At 60.8% G+C, this 18849-nt stretch carries 18 protein-coding genes; 14 read left to right on the top strand and 4 right to left on the bottom strand.

The genetic code is table 11. The features are described from left to right. Positions 1 to 31 precede the first annotated feature (31 nt). Both FBZ97_RS10015 and FBZ97_RS10010 read right to left on the bottom strand, forming a co-directional pair. The gene (locus tag FBZ97_RS10015) at positions 32 to 721 is read right to left on the bottom strand and encodes a 3-oxoacid CoA-transferase subunit B (RefSeq protein ID WP_113350650.1); all 690 of its coding nucleotides are present in this window, start codon (positions 719 to 721) and stop codon (positions 32 to 34) included. Next, positions 718 to 1425: a 3-oxoacid CoA-transferase subunit A gene (locus FBZ97_RS10010; RefSeq protein ID WP_145318963.1), complete on the bottom strand. Its 708-nt coding sequence runs from the start codon at positions 1423 to 1425 to the stop codon at positions 718 to 720. The genes FBZ97_RS10015 and FBZ97_RS10010 overlap by 4 nt, the downstream gene beginning before the upstream one ends. 153 nt (positions 1426 to 1578) lie before the next feature. On the opposite strand from FBZ97_RS10010, the gene FBZ97_RS10005 reads away from it, so the two are divergent. Further along, on the top strand, positions 1579 to 2334 hold the full coding sequence (locus FBZ97_RS10005; protein WP_113329580.1) for an IclR family transcriptional regulator: 756 nt from the start codon (positions 1579 to 1581) through the stop codon (positions 2332 to 2334). Positions 2335 to 2537: 203 nt separating this feature from the next. Here the strand turns inward: FBZ97_RS10005 and FBZ97_RS10000 are convergent, their stop codons facing one another. After that, complete coding sequence (locus tag FBZ97_RS10000) at positions 2538 to 3425, bottom strand: helix-turn-helix domain-containing protein (RefSeq protein WP_145318960.1); 888 nt, start codon at positions 3423 to 3425, stop codon at positions 2538 to 2540. Between the two features lie 115 nt (positions 3426 to 3540). Between FBZ97_RS10000 and pobA the strand changes: the two genes are divergently transcribed. Next, positions 3541 to 4713, top strand: coding sequence for a 4-hydroxybenzoate 3-monooxygenase (gene pobA / locus FBZ97_RS09995; RefSeq protein ID WP_145318957.1), 1173 nt, complete (start codon positions 3541 to 3543; stop codon positions 4711 to 4713). A gap of 7 nt (positions 4714 to 4720) precedes the next feature. Here the strand turns inward: pobA and pcaQ are convergent, their stop codons facing one another. After that, positions 4721 to 5647, bottom strand: coding sequence for a pca operon transcription factor PcaQ (gene pcaQ, locus FBZ97_RS09990; protein WP_145320021.1), 927 nt, complete (start codon positions 5645 to 5647; stop codon positions 4721 to 4723). 94 nt (positions 5648 to 5741) lie between these two features. Between pcaQ and pcaD the strand changes: the two genes are divergently transcribed. From pcaD to FBZ97_RS09930, 12 genes are all read left to right on the top strand, one after another. Further along, a complete protein-coding gene (gene pcaD, locus FBZ97_RS09985) occupies positions 5742 to 6548 on the top strand; it encodes a 3-oxoadipate enol-lactonase (protein WP_145318954.1) in 807 nt (268 codons plus the stop codon). Further along, a complete protein-coding gene (gene pcaC, locus FBZ97_RS09980; protein WP_113329585.1) occupies positions 6548 to 6952 on the top strand; it encodes a 4-carboxymuconolactone decarboxylase in 405 nt (134 codons plus the stop codon). The genes pcaD and pcaC overlap by 1 nt, the downstream gene beginning before the upstream one ends. 12 nt (positions 6953 to 6964) lie before the next feature. Next, a complete protein-coding gene (gene pcaH, locus FBZ97_RS09975; protein ID WP_112342446.1) occupies positions 6965 to 7714 on the top strand; it encodes a protocatechuate 3,4-dioxygenase subunit beta in 750 nt (249 codons plus the stop codon). Then, positions 7714 to 8328: a protocatechuate 3,4-dioxygenase subunit alpha gene (gene pcaG, locus FBZ97_RS09970; protein ID WP_145318951.1), complete on the top strand. Its 615-nt coding sequence runs from the start codon at positions 7714 to 7716 to the stop codon at positions 8326 to 8328. Before pcaH ends, pcaG begins: the two co-directional genes overlap by 1 nt. Positions 8329 to 8331: 3 nt before the next feature. Beyond that, positions 8332 to 9384, top strand: a complete 1053-nt coding sequence (locus tag FBZ97_RS09965; RefSeq protein ID WP_145318948.1) for a 3-carboxy-cis,cis-muconate cycloisomerase — start codon at positions 8332 to 8334, stop codon at positions 9382 to 9384. A gap of 146 nt (positions 9385 to 9530) precedes the next feature. Next, complete coding sequence (locus FBZ97_RS09960) at positions 9531 to 10703, top strand: ABC transporter substrate-binding protein (protein WP_145318945.1); 1173 nt, start codon at positions 9531 to 9533, stop codon at positions 10701 to 10703. Positions 10704 to 10793: 90 nt separating this feature from the next. Beyond that, complete coding sequence (locus FBZ97_RS09955; RefSeq protein WP_113350640.1) at positions 10794 to 11657, top strand: branched-chain amino acid ABC transporter permease; 864 nt, start codon at positions 10794 to 10796, stop codon at positions 11655 to 11657. Position 11658: 1 nt separating this feature from the next. Next, complete coding sequence (locus tag FBZ97_RS09950) at positions 11659 to 12663, top strand: branched-chain amino acid ABC transporter permease (RefSeq protein WP_145318942.1); 1005 nt, start codon at positions 11659 to 11661, stop codon at positions 12661 to 12663. Continuing rightward, positions 12660 to 13424, top strand: coding sequence for an ABC transporter ATP-binding protein (locus FBZ97_RS09945; RefSeq protein ID WP_145318939.1), 765 nt, complete (start codon positions 12660 to 12662; stop codon positions 13422 to 13424). Before FBZ97_RS09950 ends, FBZ97_RS09945 begins: the two co-directional genes overlap by 4 nt. After that, on the top strand, positions 13405 to 14121 hold the full coding sequence (locus FBZ97_RS09940) for an ABC transporter ATP-binding protein (protein ID WP_145318936.1): 717 nt from the start codon (positions 13405 to 13407) through the stop codon (positions 14119 to 14121). Before FBZ97_RS09945 ends, FBZ97_RS09940 begins: the two co-directional genes overlap by 20 nt. Before the next feature lie 164 nt (positions 14122 to 14285). Beyond that, complete coding sequence (locus tag FBZ97_RS09935; RefSeq protein ID WP_145318933.1) at positions 14286 to 14972, top strand: alpha/beta hydrolase; 687 nt, start codon at positions 14286 to 14288, stop codon at positions 14970 to 14972. Between the two features lie 189 nt (positions 14973 to 15161). Then, entirely contained in the window at positions 15162 to 18788 is a 3627-nt protein-coding gene (locus FBZ97_RS09930) for a hydantoinase B/oxoprolinase family protein (RefSeq protein ID WP_145320019.1), read from the top strand. Positions 18789 to 18849: the final 61 nt, after the last annotated feature.

Here is an 18849-nt window from a genome sequence, read left to right as displayed (position 1 = left end):
TGCGCGCGAATCTGAAAGATCGCAACGAGCTTTAGAGCGTCGGCACGATCAGGTCGGCAACCGGGCCGTCTGTATGCAGGGGCGCACCGGTCATCGCTTGCAGCTCGTTCATCGTCATGGCAGCGAGTTTTTCGCGCACGACGAAACCTTGCTTGCCAATGTCGATGACTGCATGGCTCGTATAGATACGGGTGATGCAGCCGACACCGGTCAGCGGAAAGGTGCAGGCCTCCACCAGTTTCGGCTTGCCGTCCTTCGTCACATGTTCGGTGATGACAAAGACCTGCTTGGCGCCATGGACCAGATCCATGGCTCCGCCGACGGCAGGCACACCCTTGGAGCCGACGCGCCAATTGGCAAGATCGCCATTCTGCGCCACTTGATAGGCGCCGAGGATCGCGACATCCAGATGGCCGCCACGCACCATGGCGAAGCTATCGGCGTGGTGGAAAAAGGAGGCGCCCGGCTTCAGCGTGACGGCCTTCTTGCCGGCGTTGATCAGATCCCAATCTTCCTCGCCTTCCGCCGGCGGCTCGCCGAAATTCAGGATGCCATTTTCGGTGTGGAAGATCGCCTGGCGGCCTGGAGGCTGGTAGCGGGCGACCATTTCCGGAAAACCGATGCCGAGGTTAACATAGGCGCCGTCTTCGATATCCTGCGCCGCGCGCCAGGCGATCTGGGCGTTGGAGAGCTTGATGTCTTCGCGTGTGTCGATGGTCATACGTAGGCCACTCCGGCTCGAATGAGATTTTCTTCCTGCTGCGGATCGGCGACCTCAACAACGCCGTTGACGAAGATGCCGGGGGTTACGATGTGCTCGGGATCGAGCTCGCCGGCAGCAACGATTTTCGAGACTTGTGCGATCGTCTTGGCCGCGGCCATGCACATCAGCGGATTAAAATTGCGGCCGGCCTTGTTGTAGATGAGATTGCCCTGCACGTCGCCGACTTCAGCCTTGACGATGGCAAAATCGGCCTTGAGCCAGCGCTCTTGAACATAGTGGCGGCCGTCGAATTCGGCGATGACCTTGCCGTTGGCGAGTTCGGTGCCATAGGCGGTTGGGGTATAAAAGGCTGGAATGCCGGCGCCGCCGGCACGGATGCGTTCGGCGAGCGTCCCCTGAGGCACCAGCTCCAGCTCGATTTCACCGGCCAGGTAACGGTCGGTGAAGGCGCGCGGATCGGACGAACGCGGGAAGGAGCAGATCATCTTCCTGACCATGCCGGCATCGATCATCGCAGCGATGCCGATACGCCCGTTGCCGGCATTATTGTTGATGACGGTCAGGTTCTGCGGGCCTTTGTCGATCAGCGCATGAATGAGTTCGATCGGCGCACCGGAGCCGCCAAAGCCGCCGATCATGACGGTCGCACCATCGCCGATCTCGGAGACGGCAGCCGCCGTGCTCGCAATTGTCTTATCCATGCGCAAACTCCCACTTGCCAATGCGGGCGGACCAAGGCGCCCCGTCCTCTTCCTTTCGAATAGATCAGCAAGGGCTGGACGGCAATTATTTTGTGCGATATTTGACATTTGTTCATATATCGCACAAAATGCCGCCAAAATCGGGGATCAGAGATGCGCGAAACGGATTTCGTCAGCGGCTTTGCCAAAGGATTGAAAGTCATCGAAGCCTTCGGCGAGACGCAGCAGCGCCTGACGATTGCCGAAGCATCGAAGCTGACCGGCCTCGATCGCGCCACCGTGCGCCGTTCGTTGCTGACGCTCTCCGAACTCGGCTATGCCACTTATGACGGCAAATTCTTCACGCTGACGCCGAAGATCCTGAGGCTCGGCCACGCCTATCTGGCCGCGACGCCGCTGCCAACGATCATCCAGCCCCATCTCGATCAGCTTGCCGAGCGCGCCGGGCAGAATGCCTCTGCGTCCGTGCTCGACGGCACGGAAGTTGTCTATATCGCCCGCGCCTCGCAGCGCCGGGTGATGTCGATCAACCTGACGCCCGGCAGCCGGCTTCCGGCCTTCTGCGCCTCGATGGGCCGCGTTCTGCTGGCCGCTTTGCCGGAAAGCGAGGCGCGCTCCGTGCTTGGGCGAACCGACCTCAAGGCGAACACGCCCAATACCAGGACCGATCCGGAGGAGCTGATGGCGGAATTCCGCCGGGTGAGGGAACAGGGCTACGCCGTTATCGACCAGGAACTGGAGATCGGGCTGTGCTCGATTGCCGTGCCGGTCGAAAACGACCGTGGCCAGACTGTGGCGGCGATCAATATCGGCGCACCGGCCGCCTATGTCGCGGCTTCCGACATGGCCGAGCGCTTTCTGTCGCTGCTGAAAGAGACGCAGAAGGCACTGCGGCTAGTGCTGCCGTAGCTTTTGTGTATTTTCGGGGCCATCCTCGTCCTTCGAGGCTCCGCCTTCGGCTACGCACCTCAGGATGAGGATGGAGCATGCCCGACGCTCGATATGCTTTGAAGCCTCTTTTGGGCGAAGTGAGGGGATTAGCCCTCATCGTGAGGAGGCCTGCAAGGCCGTCTCGAACCACGAGGGCGGGTGGTTACCCGATTGATTTCTGTTCACATTCCCAACCTCTCCCTCTCCTCGATGCGCCAGGCGCGCGGCGTCTGGCCGGTCTGCTTGACGAAGAAGCGGGAGAAATAGGCGGGGTCGGCAAAGCCGAGGCGATAGCTGATTTCCTGAACGGTCGCGAAGGTGAAGACCAGCTCGCGCTTGGCCTCATCCAGCAGCTTGCGTGTGATCAGCTCGTGCGCGCCATGCCCGGTTCTGCCACGCACGATGCGGCTGAGATGGGCCGGCGAGATGCCAAGGCTTTCCGCATAGAAGGCGGCCGGCTTGTGCGAGCGGAAGTGGCGCTGGATCAGGCCCTGCAGCATCTCCATGCGGCGCTCGCTTTCGTCGCCCGGATTGGATTCCTCATCAGCCTTTTGGGCGATGCGGGCCGTCAGCAGCAAGGCCGAAGTTAGATAGGCATCCAGCAGATCGTTGCGGCCGTTGCGGTGGCTCGCAAATTCTTCTCCCAGGCGCCTCAATGTGCTGGCGACGTAGGCTGCGTCTTCATCGTCAGGATCGAGCAAGATCAGATGCGGAGCAGCAAGCCATGCGCCCAACCGGCTGCGATCGCCCGGCGAGGCCTTCAGATGCGAAATCAGCACCGTGATGACGAAGCCGTCTATATTGCGCGAGAACCGAAAGCCGTGATTGAGGCGCGGCGGCACCGTAATGACGGCGGGTGGCGTGATGGCATGGGGAATTCCGTCAAAGACGGCATCGCCCGATCCGGCTTGTATGTACAAGATCTGGAAAAAGCTCTCATGCCGGTGCGGGCGGATCTCCCAATGATGAAGGCTGCTGCGGGAGGGAATTGTTTCGCAATGTAGCCAAAAATCCGGCTTTCGGCCGGTATTTTCGCCATAGAGCTCATAAGTCGGCACGGTCTTCGTCATGGCACTCCTCGCTTACCATGTTCGATTTGTGCAATTTCGTGACCGAAATGTCCATTGCGGACTTACCTCGCGCCGAAGAGACTTGAGGCAAGAAATACGCATGGGAGGAGAGGCGATGCGCACTCAAGTCGCCATTATCGGTTCAGGGCCGTCCGGGCTGCTGCTCGGCCAGCTACTGACGGAGGCCGGCATCGATAATGTCATTCTCGATCGTGTCGGCAAGGATTATATTCTCGGCCGCGTGCGCGCCGGCGTGCTGGAGGAAGGCACCGTCCGATTGTTGGATCAGGCTAAGGCAAGCGGACGTTTGCATGCCGAGGGCTTGCCGCATGATGGCTTTTCGCTCGCCTTCGACGGCCGCGATCATCGTATCGACCTTCATGGTCTCACCGGCGGCAAGCGGGTCGTCATCTACGGCCAGACGGAGATGACCCGCGACCTGATGGCCCGCCGCGAGGAAAGCGGCGCTCCAACCATCTACAGCGCTGCCAATATCCAGCCGCACGGTTTCGATGGCGAAACGCCCTACCTGACCTATGAGAAAGACGGCGTTTCCCATCGCATTGATTGCGATTTCATTGCCGGCTGCGACGGCTTTCACGGCGTCAGCCGCAAATCGGTTCCGGAAAAGGCGATCCGCAGTTTCGAGAAGGTCTATCCCTTCGGCTGGCTTGGCGTGCTGGCGGAAGTGGCGCCTGTCAATCATGAGCTGATCTATGCCAATCATCCGCGTGGATTTGCGCTATGCTCTATGCGGTCGATGACGCGCAGCCGCTATTACATTCAGTGTCCCCTTGACGAAAAGATCGAGGACTGGAGCGACGATCGCTTCTGGGATGAGCTGCGCCGTCGACTGCCTGCCCATCATGCCGAGGTTCTGGTGACGGCGCCGTCCTTCGAAAAATCGATCGCGCCGCTACGCTCCTTCGTGGCCGAACCCATGCGTTTCGGCCGCCTCTTCCTGGTTGGCGATGCCGCCCATATCGTGCCGCCGACCGGCGCCAAGGGGCTCAATCTGGCGGCGAGCGACGTGCATTACCTGTTTTCGGGTCTAGCCGAGCATTATCAGGACCGCTCGAACGCCGGACTGGAGGCCTATTCCGCCCGCGCGCTTGCCCGGGTCTGGAAGGCGGTGCGCTTTTCCTGGTGGATGACGACGATGATGCATCGCTTTCCCGATACACATGATTTCGACCAGAAGATCCAGGAAGCCGAACTCGACTATCTCACCCATTCGCGTGCCGCTTCGACCGCGCTCGCCGAGAACTATGTCGGCCTGCCGTTCTAGACGAGATCTAAAGCTTCTTGGCGACCTCGCTTGCTGCCTCCCGGATCGTCTGCATCAGAATCGACAAGGGAAGGGTGGGGATGGCGTCGGTGCGCATGGTCAAGCCCACCGGCCCCTTCGTCTCGCTGGTATCGATCGGCAGAAGTGCTAATAGTCCGTCCTCGACATCGCCGGCAACGACGCCGGCCGAGATGATCCAGATAGCGTTGCTCGAGCGCACGAAGGCGCGGCCGAAGGAATCGGAGACGGTCTCGATCTGGTTGGGCAGCCCGCCGGCGCCGTTGGCGATCAGAAAGCTCTCGACGAAAGGGCGAATGATCGAGCCGCGCGTCGGCATCAGGACCGTATAGCGATTGAGATCGGAAAATAGCGACTGCCTGTCGGACAGAAGCGGATGGTCGGCCCTGACGGCGAAGACGACCTGTTCGGAGTAGAGGTGCTCGAAGGAAAAGCCGGTCATTTTATCGGGGCTTGCCAATCGGCCGACGACGAGATCGAGATCGCCGATGCGCAACTGCTCCAGAAGGACCGCGTTTTCGCCGGTCACGATCTTGATGCGGCTCCAGGTCTCTTCCTTGAGAAACAGGTCCATTGCCCGCGGCATGATCCGCGTCGAAACCGTCGGCAATGCGCCGACGCGGATCGGCGGCGCTTCGCCGGAGCGCTCCTGTGAGACGGAATCGAGACCCTGCCGGAGTGCTGTCAACGCTGCACCGGCATGGCGGAGGAAGACTTCGCCATAGCGCGTGATGCGGATGCCGCGCCCGTCGCGCTCGAAGACGGCGACACCAAGCGCTTCTTCCAGCTCGCGGATGGTCTTCGTCACCGCCGGCTGGCTGATATTCAGCAGGCCAGCCGCCTTGATCACGCTTTTCTGGCGCGCAACCTCGACAAAGGTCTGCAGATGGCGGAACTTGATGCGTGCGTCGAGCATGCTCACCCATAACCCCAGAGTTATCGTAGAGCAAAGAAATATCATTTTACCTAACCAGATTATACATCCAATCTCGCACCCGAGGAGATTTCCAGTGCAGTTTGCCCGCATCAACGACGTCACGATCCATTACCAGATCATTGGCGGCCCCGCCGACAAGCCGGTTCTTGTCTTTGCCAATTCGCTCGGCACCGATTTCCGGATCTGGCGGGATGTGATCGTGCGGCTCGCCGGCGATTTCGCCATCGTGCTTTACGACAAACGCGGCCATGGTCTCTCCGATCTCGGGCAGATGCCCTATTCCATCGAAGATCACGCCACCGATCTCGCTGGCCTGCTCGATTTCCTTTCGGTCAAGAATGCCATCATTTGCGGCCTATCTGTCGGCGGGTTGATCGCCCAGTCGCTCTATCAGCGGCGGCCGGATCTGGTGCGGGCGTTGATCCTCTGCGACACCGCCCATAAGATTGGCACGGCCGACAGCTGGAATGCCCGCATTGCGCAGGTCGAGGCTGAGGGCATCGAATCCATCGTCGATGCCATCATGGAGCGCTGGTTCACGCCGGCCTTCCGTCGTCCGGAAAACCTCGCCTATGCCGGCTATTGCAACATGCTGATCCGCCAGCCGGTTGCGGGCTATGCCGCCACCTGCGCGGCCCTTCGCGATGCCGATCTGACCGAAGCCGCGGCAAAGATCGCCGTGCCAACCATCTGCATCGTCGGCGATCAGGACGGCTCGACGCCGCCGGAGCTGGTGCTTTCGACGGCAAAGCTCATTCCGAATGCGCGTTATGAAGTTATCAAAGACGCGGGCCACATCCCCTGCGTCGAACAACCCGAGGCGTTGACCGAAGTCATCCGTGCCTTCATCGATGTCGTCCTGCGTGGAGAGCAAGCCTGATGAATGACCCCACCATGCCGTCCGAGCGCTATCTACAGGGCATGGCAACGCGCCGCGCAGTCCTGGGCGACGAGCATGTCGATCGCGCGCAACAGGGCGTGACAGAATTTGACAAGCCTTTCCAGGAGCTGATCACCGAAGCGGCCTGGGGGCACGTCTGGTCGCGCCCGACGCTCAGCCGTCGCGAGCGCTCCATCGTGACGATCGCGCTTCTGGCGGCACTCGGCCAGGATGACGAGGTGGCCATGCATGTGCGCGCCACGCGCAACACCGGCGCGACGCGCGACGATATCTGCGAGGCGCTTCTGCATGTGGCGATCTATGCCGGCGTGCCGGCCGCAAACCACGCGATCAAGATCGCCAAGCAGGTTTTCGAACAGATGGACGCCGAACAGGCGGCATGAAGCGAGGCAGACATGTCCGATAGAAGCAACAGCAAACCCGAAACGGGCGCCTTTTTCGCGAGAGACCGCGCCTGGCATCCGCCGGCCTTCGCGCCCGGCTATAAGACGTCCGTATTGCGCTCGCCGCAACGCGCGCTGCTATCGCTCGACGGCACCATCTCCGAAATCACCGGACCGGTCTTCGGCCATTCCATATTGAACGAGCTCGACAACGACCTGATCCATAATTTTGCCAAGCCGGGCGAGAGCGCCATCGGCGAGCGGATCATCGTGCATGGCCGCGTGCTCGACGAGCGCGGCCGGCCGGTGCCGGGCGTCCTGCTCGAATTCTGGCAGGCCAATGCCGGCGGCCGTTATCGCCACAAGAAGGAAACCTATCTCGCGGCCATCGATCCGAATTTCGGTGGGTGCGGCCGCGCCATCACAGATGATGAAGGCCGCTATGCCTTCCGCACCATCCGCCCCGGCGCCTATCCCTGGCCGAACGGCGTCAACGACTGGCGTCCGGCCCATATCCACTTCTCCGTCTTCGGCCATGGCTTTGCGCAGCGGCTGATCACGCAGATGTATTTCGAGGGCGATCCGATGATCTGGAAATGTCCGATCGTCGGGACGATCCCCGACAAGCAGGCGATCGAGCAGCTGATTGCGCCGCTTGACTGGGGCAACACGATCCCGATGGATGCCCGCGCCTATAAATTCGATATCGTGCTGCGCGGTCGCCGTTCGACCTTGTTCGAAAACCGGCTGGAGGGCAATTGATGGTACAGGATCTCGGTTATCTCAAGGAAACGCCGTCGCAGACGGCAGGGCCTTACGTCCATATCGGTCTGACGCCGAACTATAGCGAGATCGGCGGTGTCTACGAAATCGACCTCGGCTCCGTCATGTTGAACGACAAGACGCTCGGCGAGCGTATCACCGTGACGGGCAGGGTTCTCGATGGCGCGGGAGCGCCGGTCAAGGATGCCGTCCTCGAGATCTGGCAGGCCGATAGCGCCGGGCTTTATAACAGCCCCTCGGAGCTGCGCGGCACGGCCGATCCGAACTTTACCGGCTGGGGGCGTTGTCCTACCAATTCGACCGACGGCGTTTTCCGTTTCGAGACCATCAAGCCCGGCCGCGTTCCCTTCAAGGACGGCCGCAAGATGGCGCCGCACATCACCGTCTGGATCGTCGCCCGCGGCATCAACATCGGCCTGCACACGCGCATGTATTTTCCGGAGGAAGCTGCCGCCAACGCGGAAGATCCATTGCTTGCCCGCATCGAACACAGGGATCGCCTCGCAACGCTGATTGCCGCGAAGGAAGGCTCTGTCTACACCTTCGACATCCATTTGCAGGGCGACAAAGAAACGATTTTCCTCGATATATAGGCCATGAGCGTTTCTCCCTTCGATCATCCCTTTCTGTCAGGCCTTCTCGGTGACGAGGAGATTGCGGCGTATTTTTCAGCCAAGGCCGACATCCGCGCCATGCTCTCTTTCGAAGCGGCACTTGCCGAGATCGAGGCCCGGCATGGGTTGATCCCGCAGGAGGTGGCTGCGCATATCGCTAAGGTCTGCGCGGATTTCGAACCCGATCTACAAAGCCTGATGAGTGCAACGGCATCGGATGGCGTCGTCGTGCCGGAACTTGTTCAGCAACTGCGCAAGGCGGTCGGAGAGGATGTCGGCAAACATGTCCATTTCGGCGTCACCAGCCAAGATGTCATCGATACCAGCCTGATGCTGCGGCTGAAGGCTGCCGTTTTCATCCTGAGCAACCGTCTTTTCGCCGTATCGTCCGCGCTCACCAAGCTGGATGAGCGTTTCGGATCGAACCGGCTGATGGGCCGCACCCGGATGCAGGCTGCGATCGCGATCACCGTGTCCGACCGGCTGCGGGCATGGCGCCATCCGCTCGATCAGTATCGCGACCGGCTGACGCAGGAGACTTTTCCGCTGCAGTTCGGCGGTGCGGCTGGCACGCTGGAAAAATTCGGGCCGAAAGCGGCGGAAATCAGAAGCTCGCTGGCGCAAGCGCTTGGTCTCACGGACGAGCCGCAATGGCAAAGCCAGAGAGCGCGCATTGCCGAGCTTACCGGGCTCTTGTCCATGATCTCAGGCAGCCTCGGCAAGATCGGTCAGGACGTGGCACTTCTGGCGCAGGCAGGTGAGGAGATAGAGCTTGCCGGCGGCGGCGGCTCCTCCGCCATGCCGCACAAGCAAAATCCGGTCGCGGCTGAAACGCTTGTCACGCTAGCTCGCTTCAATGCCGTCCAGCTTTCCGGCATTCACCAGTCGCTGGTACACGAGCAGGAGCGCTCTGGCGCCGCCTGGACATTGGAATGGCTGCTATTGCCGCCTATGGTGGTGGCAACGGCAGCTTCGTTGCGCCACGCGTTGCAACTGGTCGGTTCGATCAAGCGCTTGGGAACGACGGCTGAGTAGGATATTCGTCGCCATCCATAACTGAATCGGTATGGAAGCAAGGTTTTATTTCATTTTACATCACCATTTCTCATGAGAAATTGGCGATGATCAGAATTTGAATGATCAAGGGCAGCTCAAAAAGACGGCTGCCGGGAGGAGAGAAAATGAAACGGTTTGTCTTGGCCGCCATTGCGGCCGTTGCTCTTGGCGGTGCTGCCTATGCCGATACTATCAAGGTCGGCGTCATCGGTCCGTTTTCCGGTCCGTTCGCGCTGCAAGGCAAGAATTTCAAGGCCGGCATCGATGCCTATATGGCCGTCAATGGCAAGAAGGTCGGCAATGACGAGGTGGAGGTGATCTACCGCGACTTGCCTGCGGCCGATCCCGCTCAATCGAAGTCGCTCGCCCAGGAGCTCGTCGTCAAGGAGAAGGTCCAGTATCTCGCCGGGTTCTACTTCACGCCGGACGCGATGGCCGTGACGCCGATCCTCAAGCAGGCCAATGTGCCGATGGTGATCTTCAATGCTGCCACTTCGGCAATCGTCACAAAGAGCCCGCTTGTCGTGCGCACGTCCTTCACCACTTGGCAGACCTCGACGCCGATCGCCAAGGTTGCCTATGATGCCGGCGTGAAGAAGGTCATTTCCGTCGTCAGCGACTACGGTCCGGGCGTGGACGCCGAAAATGCCTTCAAGGCCGGTTTCGAGAAGCAGGGCGGCGAAGTGGTGCAGGCGATCCGCATGCCGCTCTCGACCAATGACTTCAGCCCGATCATGCAGCGCATCAAGGATTCCGGCGCACAGGGCGTCTTCGCCTTCCTGCCCTCCGGGCCGACGACGCTCGGCTTCGTTAAGGCCTATAATGAGAATGGCCTGAAGGCAGCCGGCATCAAGCTTTTTGCGCCGGGCGACCTGACGCAGGAGTCCGATCTGCCGGCGCTTGGTGATGCCGCGCTCGGCATGCAGACGACCTTCCATTATGCGATTTCGCATGACTCGCCCGAAAACAAGGCTTTTGTCGCAGCCGCCGACAAGGCAATCGGCAATCCGGCCGAGCTAACCTTCCCGGCCGTGGGTGCCTTCGACGGGATGCATGTCATCTACAAGATGATCGAGGCGACCGGTGGCAAGCAGGATGCGCAGAAGGCGGTCGATGCCGTGAAGGGCCTGTCCTGGGTCAGCCCGCGCGGTCCCGTCACCATCGATCCCGAAAGCCGGCATATCACGCAGAACATCTATCTGCGCGAGGTCGCCAAGGGCGATGACGGCAAATACTACAACAGGGAAATTCAGACCTTCGAGAAGCAAGGCGATCCCGGCCTTGCCGCTGCGAAGTAAGTTGCGCCAAAACTTCATGCGCCTGAGTGTAGACATCCTCAGGCGTGTGATGGCAGCGGCCGCGCTACACAAACCGGACCAGCGATATCAATGCAAACCGTGCTCAGCATAGCAGTCGATGCCCTCGCTTACGGCATGGTGCTGTTCGTCATCTCCATCGGCCTTTCCGTCACCATGGGGCTGATGCGCGTCGTCAATCTGGCCCACGGCGCCTTTGCCATGATCGGCGGCTATATCGCTTCCTATGCGGCGCGCGATCTAGGGCTTGGTTATGGCGCCGCCGTATTGCTGGCGGTCGTCGGCACCGTCATCATCTCCATCCCGATCGAACGGTTGCTTTATCGGCGCATCTATGGCGCGCCTGAATTGACGCAGGTGCTGATGACGATCGGCATCACCTTCTGCATCATCGGCATTGCCAATTATGTCTTCGGCCCCACTCTAAAGACCATCCCCTTGCCGGGCAGTCTGCAGGGCTCCGTCGATCTTGGCTTCCGCACCATTGGCACCCATCGCATTTTCGCAATCACCTGCGGTCTCATCGTCGCCCTAGCCTTGTGGTACACGATCGAGAAGACCTCCTTCGGCGTGAAGCTGCGTGCCTCCGTCGATAATGCCGCGATGGCGGCTGCTCTCGGCGTCAGGACGGAAATCGTCTATGCGGTCAGCTTCGCCATTGCCGTCGGGCTTGCCGCCTTCGGTGGTGTCGTGGGTGCCGAGCTCCTGCCGGTCGAACCCTATTATGCCCTGCGCTACATGGTGACCTTTCTCGTCGTCGTTTCAGTCGGCGGCGCGGGCTCGATTTCCGGCGCGCTGCTTGCCTGTCTCATTCTTGGCTGCATCGATACGACCGGCCGCTATCTCATGCCGGAATATGGGGAATTCTTCTTCTATCTGGCCGTCATTGCCATTGTCTGCGTCTTCCCGCGCGGCTTTGCCGGGAGAATGAAGTAACATGGCTTTGACGTTTGAAAGAGAGGCCGCTCCGCTCGTGACCAGACATCGCACACTTGGACAGGATTTCATCGCGGTGGCGGTCATCGCCTTGCTGGCTGCCGCCGGCTACCTGCTGTTTCCAGACAACCTTGCCCTCCTGACGCGCCTGATCGCGATCGCGCTTCTCGTTCTCTCGCTCGATCTCGTCACCGGCTATTGCGGCGTGGCGACTCTCGGCCATGCGGCGTTGTTCGGCGCGGGTGCCTATGCAGCCGGCATTGCGTCAGCCCATTACGGCATCAACGATCCCTTGCTGATGACGCTTGCCGGCATCGCCGGCGGCGCGGCTGCCGGGTTGATTTGCTCCATTGTCATTTTGAGAGCTCATGGCCTGCCGCAGCTCGTGCTCTCGATTGCGCTGATCTATCTCTTCCACGAATTCGCCAACAAGGCGTCGAGCTGGACAGGCGGCAGCGACGGCCTGTCGGGTATTTCAGCTGATCCGCTGTTCGGTGTTTTCGAATTCGATCTCTATGGGCATACGGCCTACTTCTATGGCGTGGCACTGCTGCTGATCGTGCTCGTACTTTTGCGCTTTCTCGTCCGTTCGCCCTTCGGCATGCTCTGCCGCGGCATCCGGCAGGATCCCTTGCGCATCCGTGCCATGGGTGCCTCGCCGAAAGTAGCTCTCATCAAGATGTATGTCATTTCCGGTGCTGTTGCTGGCATCGGCGGTGCGCTGAATGCGATTTCTACGCAGGTCGTCGGTCTCGACAGTCTCTCCTTCACACAATCGGCCGAGGCTCTGGTCATGCTCGTGCTCGGCGGTACCGGCTCGCTGTTTGGTGCGCTCGTCGGCACGCTGATCTTCATGCTCTTCGAGGATTATGTCTCCGCCGCCAACCCCTTCCATTGGCTGACGATCGTCGGCGGGCTTCTCATTCTCGTCGTTCTCTTCGCGCCCAAGGGTATTTACGGCACGGCGGCTGCCTATGTGGCCCGTCGTAGGGAGGCGCGGGCATGAGCGCGATTTTCGAAGTCAGCAATCTGAAGAAGGCGTTCGGCGGGCTGACGGTGACGAACAATGTCAGCCTGTCGATGGCGCCGGGCGACCGCGTCGCTCTCATTGGCCCGAACGGCGCCGGCAAGACCAGCTTCGTCAATCTCGTAACAGGCAATCTGCAGGCGGATTCCGGCGAGGTCCGCATCGCCGGCCAGAACGTCAACAAGGTCGATGCTATCGGCCGGGTCAGGCGCGGGCTGGTGCGCTCGTTCCAGGTGACGCGGCTGTTTCAGGATATGACGCCGGCCGAGCATGTCGGTATGGCGGTGCTGCAGCGGACGGGTCGCTCCGGTCGCATGTTCGGTAACTTCCTCTCCATGCGCGATGTCATGGCCGAAACGGAGGAACTACTCGGAACGCTCGGCCTCAGCGCGCTTGCGCATCGCAAAGTCAGCGAGATTGCCTATGGCCAGCAGCGGCTATTGGAAATTGCCGTTGCCATGGCGCTGAAGCCGAAGGTGCTTTTGCTGGACGAGCCCGCCGCCGGCGTGCCGCAGAGCGACACCGGCCGCATCGAGCAGGCGCTGGCCGATCTGCCTGCCGATCTCGCCGTACTGATGATCGAGCATGACATGGACCTCGTTTTCCGTTTTGCCAAGCGCGTCGTGGTGCTTGCGGCCGGCACGATCATATTCGACGGATCACCGAAAGACGTGACGCAGGATGCGCGGGTGCGCGAAGCCTATCTGGGGAGCTACGCCAATGCCGGCCACGCCGCTTGAAGTCGAAAATCTGTCGGCCGGTTATGGTCCGACACGGGTGCTGGAAGGCGTCTCCTTTTCCGTGCCGGCAGGCGGTCGGCTTGCCGTTCTCGGCCGCAACGGCATGGGCAAGAGCACGCTGCTGGCCACGCTCGCCGGGCAGACCCGGCGCTATGATGGCCGCATCCGGCTCGGCTCGGCCGACATCGCCGGCTTACCGAGCGCACGCCGCGCTCATCAGGGCCTCGGCTATGTGCCGCAGACGCGTGACGTCTTTCCGACGCTGACGGTGGAGGAAAATCTGTCCGTCGGGCTGAAGGGCCGGCCGAAGGCCGCCCTGCAGGAAGCCTATGATATGTTTCCACGCCTGCAGGAGCGCCGCAGAAACCTCGGCGGCCAGCTTTCCGGCGGCGAACAGCAGATGCTGTCGACGGCCCGCACGATCCTTGGCCACCCCTCAGTCCTGCTTCTGGACGAGCCGCTGGAGGGGCTGGCACCCGTCATCTGCGAGGAACTGATGGCGGCCTTCGCCAAGCTTGCCAAGTCGGGCGACATGACGATCCTGCTGGTCGAGCAGCGCATCCAGAGCGCATTGGATTTTGCCAGCGATGTCATCATTCTGGAGCGCGGCAGGCTGGCCTGGAAAGGGACGCCCGAGGCGCTCGCAAGGGATCATCAGGCGGTCGAGCGCCTGCTTGGCGTCGGCGGCCTGCATTAGAAGCGGATCGCTCATAAACAAGTTGACGCTGTCGCGAGCCAACGCCTATCGTTTCCCCCTGGATCGTAGTCTGAAGGCGCATGGCGTGACGAAATGATGCGATGCCGGTGCCTGGACCGATGCAGATACAGGGAAGACTTGTCCTTACATCTTTGGAGGAAGAGATGCCTGACAAACCTGCAATCGTCTTGGTTCATGGTTTCTGGGGTGGTGCGGCCCATTGGTCGAAAGCCATCCTTGAGCTCAACCGCCTTGGCTATACCGATCTGCATGCGGTCGAAAATCCACTGACCTCGCTTGCGGACGACGCCGAACGCACTCGTAAGATGGTCAAACAAATATCCGGACCTGTCGTCCTCGTCGGCCATTCCTATGGGGGCGCGGTCATAACCGAGGCGGGCGATCTGCCAAATGTGAAGGCGCTGGTCTATATCGCGGCCTTTGCGCCGGATGCAGGAGAAAGCCCGGGCGGCATCAGCCAGGCAAAGCCTCCTGCCGCTTTCGAGAATATCGCGCCCGACAGCGACGGCTATCTCTGGATCAAGCCGGAGAAGTTTCGGGAGAGCTTTTGCCAGGATCTGACGGCAGATGAAGCCCTTGTCATGGCGGTCACGCAGAAAGCTCCGCTCGGCAGCACGTTTGGCAATACGGTCTCCGATCCCGCCTGGAAGAAGAAACCCTGTTATTATCAGGTGTCAACGGCAGATCGCATGATCCATCCGGACAATGAGAGGATGATGGCAGCGCGCATGAAGCCCGTGAAGCAGATCGAACTGGACGCGAGCCATGCCTCTCTCGCGTCGCATCCGATCGAGGTTGCCGCTTTGATCGTCGAAGCAGCTAAAAGCTGAGGCGCGTGACACCGGTTTAAAGGATAAAACTGGCATATGAGTATCGCGAGAGCGAGAAGCGCTTAGCTCCTCGCTCTCGTCGCATAGCGGATTTTGCAGATAGCCAATCCAATTCATGTTGACGACAAAACGTTGACGATTTATCGATATATTATCATCGTTGTTGGTGTCGTTCTGCTGGAGGCGGGTTTGTCGGAGAATATTTCGGGTCGTTGGGATTTCTGGATCGACCGCGGCGGCACCTTTACCGACGTTGTCGGGCGCGATCCGTCCGGCGCTCTCCACGGCCGCAAGGTCCTCTCTGAAAATCCGGAGGCTTACCGCGACGCAGCCGTTCACGGCATCCGCCTGCATCTTGGTCTTGGCAAAGGTGAGCCGGTTCCCGAAGGTGCAATCGGCGAGGTCCGCATGGGCACGACGGTCGCCACCAATGCGCTGCTCGAGCGCAAAGGCGAACGCCTCGCGCTTGTAACAACGAAGGGTTTCCGGGACGCGCTGCGCATCGGCTACCAGGAACGCAAGAAAATCTTCGCGACCGAGATCGTCAAGCCGGAAGCGCTCTATGAAGATGTCGTCGAGATCGAAGAGCGCGTGCTTGCCGACGGTACCGTCGAGCTTGCTCTGGATGAAGAGATTGCGGAAGCGGCGCTGCGTGACCTTCTCGCCAAGGGCTATCGCTCCGTCGCCATCGTCTTCATGCATGCCTATAAATTTCCGGCGCATGAGGCCGCCGTTGCCCGGATCGCAAGGTCGATCGGCTTCGAGCAGGTCTCGGTCAGCCATGAGGTTTCGCCGCTGATCAAGCTCGTCGGCCGCGGCGATACGGCTGTCATTGATGCCTATCTCTCGCCGGTGCTCGGCCGCTATATCCGCCAGGTTTGTGATGAGCTCGATGTCGAGCGCACGGGCGCACGCGTCATGTTCATGATGTCGTCGGGCGGATTGACGGCCGCCGATATGTTCCAAGGCAAGGACGCGATCCTCTCGGGTCCGGCTGGCGGCGTGGTCGGCCTTGCGAAGACCGGCGAGCAGGCAGGTTTTGCCAATGTCATTGGCTTCGACATGGGCGGCACCTCCACGGATGTGGCGCATTTCGACGGCGAATATGAGCGCGCCTTCGAGACGGAAGTGGCCGGCGTACGCGTCCGTGCGCCGATGATGCTGATCCATACCGTGGCCGCCGGTGGCGGCTCGATCCTGCATTTCGATGGCGATCGCTTCCGCGTCGGCCCGGATTCGGCCGGCGCCTTTCCGGGTCCGGCCTGCTATCGCAATGGCGGCCCGCTGGCCGTCACCGACGCCAATGTCATGGCCGGCAAGCTGCTGCCGGAATTCTTCCCCTCCATTTTCGGACCCAATCAGGACCAGCCGCTCGATGTCGAGACGGTGCGGTCCAAGTTCGCCGCACTCGCAGCCGAAATCGGCGATGGCCGCAGCCCGGAAGACGTCGCCGACGGCTTCATCCGCATCGCCGTTGCCAATATGGTCGAGGCGATCAAGAAAATCTCGGTACAGCGCGGCTATGACGTGACGCGTTATGCGCTCAACTGCTTCGGCGGCGCCGGCGGGCAGCATGCCTGCCTGGTTGCCGACGCGCTCGGCATGAAGAGCATCCTTCTGCATCCGATGTCCGGTCTTCTCTCGGCCTATGGTATGGGCCTTGCCGATATCAGGGCAACGCGCCAGAAAGCGCTCGGCGTTTCGCTTGATGATGCCGCACCCGTCGCCATTGCAGCGCTCGGTAGCGAATTGCGCGGCGAATGCGTGCCCGAGTTGGAAGCCCAGGGCGTCGCAACGGGCGACATCAAGACGGTCCAGCGCGCCCATATCCGCTATGCCGGCACCGATACCTTGTTGGCGGTCGAGACGACTTTCCCCGAAATCGACGATCCCGCGCGGCTGCGCAGCCAGTTCGAAACGCTGCACAAGCGCCGCTTCGGTTTCGTTGCCGAGGACAAGCCTCTGGTCGTGGAAGCCGTCGAGATCGAAACGATCGGCGGTGCTGCTGCCGATATCGCAGTCGAGCTTGAAGCGGCGGCCGAGGGTGAGGCGCAAGCTGCAAGGCGCACCGCCTTCTACTCAAACGGCGAAAGTCACGATGCGGCCGTCGTCCTGCGTGAGGCGATCAAGCCGGGCCAGACTGTCACCGGCCCGGCCATCATCATCGAGCCGAACCAGACGATCGTCATCGAGGATGGCTGGCAGGCGCAGCTGACCACAAAGGATCATATCGTTCTCAAGCGCATCAAGGCGCTGCCCGAGCGCAATGCCATCGGCACCAAGGCCGACCCCGTCATGCTGGAGATCTTCAACAATCTCTTCATGTCGATCGCCGAGCAGATGGGTATGACGCTGCAGAACACCGCCTATTCGGTCAATATCAAGGAGCGGCTGGATTTCTCCTGCGCCGTCTTCGATGCCGAAGGCAATCTGGTCGCCAATGCGCCGCATATGCCGGTTCATCTCGGCTCAATGGATGCCTCCGTTGCGACCGCGATCCGCGAAAATGCCGTCATTCATCCGGGCGATGTCTTCCTGATCAATGCGCCCTATAATGGCGGCACGCATCTGCCTGACCTCACCGTCTGCACCCCTGTCTTCGATGATGCCGGTCAGAAGATCCGCTTCTGGGTTGCCAGCCGCGGCCATCACGCCGATATCGGCGGTATCTCGCCGGGATCGATGTCGCCGCTTGCCACCCATATCGAGGAGGAAGGCGTCTATATCGACAATTTCAAGCTGCTTGATCGGGGCCGGTTCTGCGAGGTGGAGCTTACCAAGCTGCTGACGGGTGCCCGCTATCCTGTGCGCACGCTGGCGCAGAATATCAATGACCTCAAGGCCCAGGTTGCCGCCAATGAAAAGGGCGTCGCCGAGCTGAAGAAGATGATCGCACTCTTCGGCGAAGATGTCGTCGATGCCTATATGGGCCATGTTCAGGACAACGCGGCGGAAAGCGTGCGGCGTGTCCTCGATCGTCTGTCGGACGGCGAATTCAGCTATGAGATGGATCAGGGCTGCAAGATCGTCGTCAAGATTTCGATCGACAAGGACAAGCGCGAGGCGACGGTCGATTTCACCGGCACATCGGCGCAGCGCCCCGACAATTTCAATGCGCCGCAGCCCGTCACGCGCGCTGCCGTCCTCTATGTCTTCCGCGTTCTCGTCGAGGCGGATATTCCGATGAATGCCGGCTGCCTCCGGCCGATCCGCATCATTATTCCCGAGGGGACGATGCTAACGCCGAAATATCCGGCTGCTGTTGTTGCCGGCAATGTTGAGGTCAGCCAGGCCGTGACCAACTGCCTGTTCGGTGCGGTCGAGGCGCTTGCCGCAGCCCAGGGCACGATGAACAATCTGACCTTCGGCAACGATGCCTATCAATATTACGAGACGATCTGCTCCGGCGCGCCGGCAGGACCGGGCTTCAACGGCGCCGATGCTGTGCATACGCACATGACCAACTCGCGCCTCACCGATCCCGAAATCCTTGAGACGCGGTTCCCTGTGGTGTTGGAGGATTTCCATATTCGTCCGAATTCAGGCGGGCGCGGCAAATGGAACTCCGGCAACGGCACGCAGCGCACCATCCGCACGCGTGAGAAGCTGGAATTCGCGATCCTGTCGGGCCACAGGCGTGTGGCCCCCTTCGGTGTGAAGGGCGGCGAAGTGGGCCAGATCGGCCGCAATTATGTCCGCCGCAACGATGGCAGGATTGAAGAGCTGATCGGCTCGGCCCATACCGTGCTCGAAGCCGGCGAAGCCTTTACGGTCGTCACTCCCACCGGCGGCGGCTACGGAAAACGGGACGAATAGCAATGTGATGCCGGGTCGAGCGGCCTTGATCGCCCGGCTCGTCGAATCTGCCGGGCCTTAA

Origin of the sequence: Rhizobium sp. ERR 942 (genome assembly GCF_007828395.1) — a bacterium.
GTDB lineage: Bacteria > Pseudomonadota > Alphaproteobacteria > Rhizobiales > Rhizobiaceae > Rhizobium > Rhizobium dioscoreae.
This window is presented reverse-complemented; position numbering and strand designations above follow the sequence as displayed.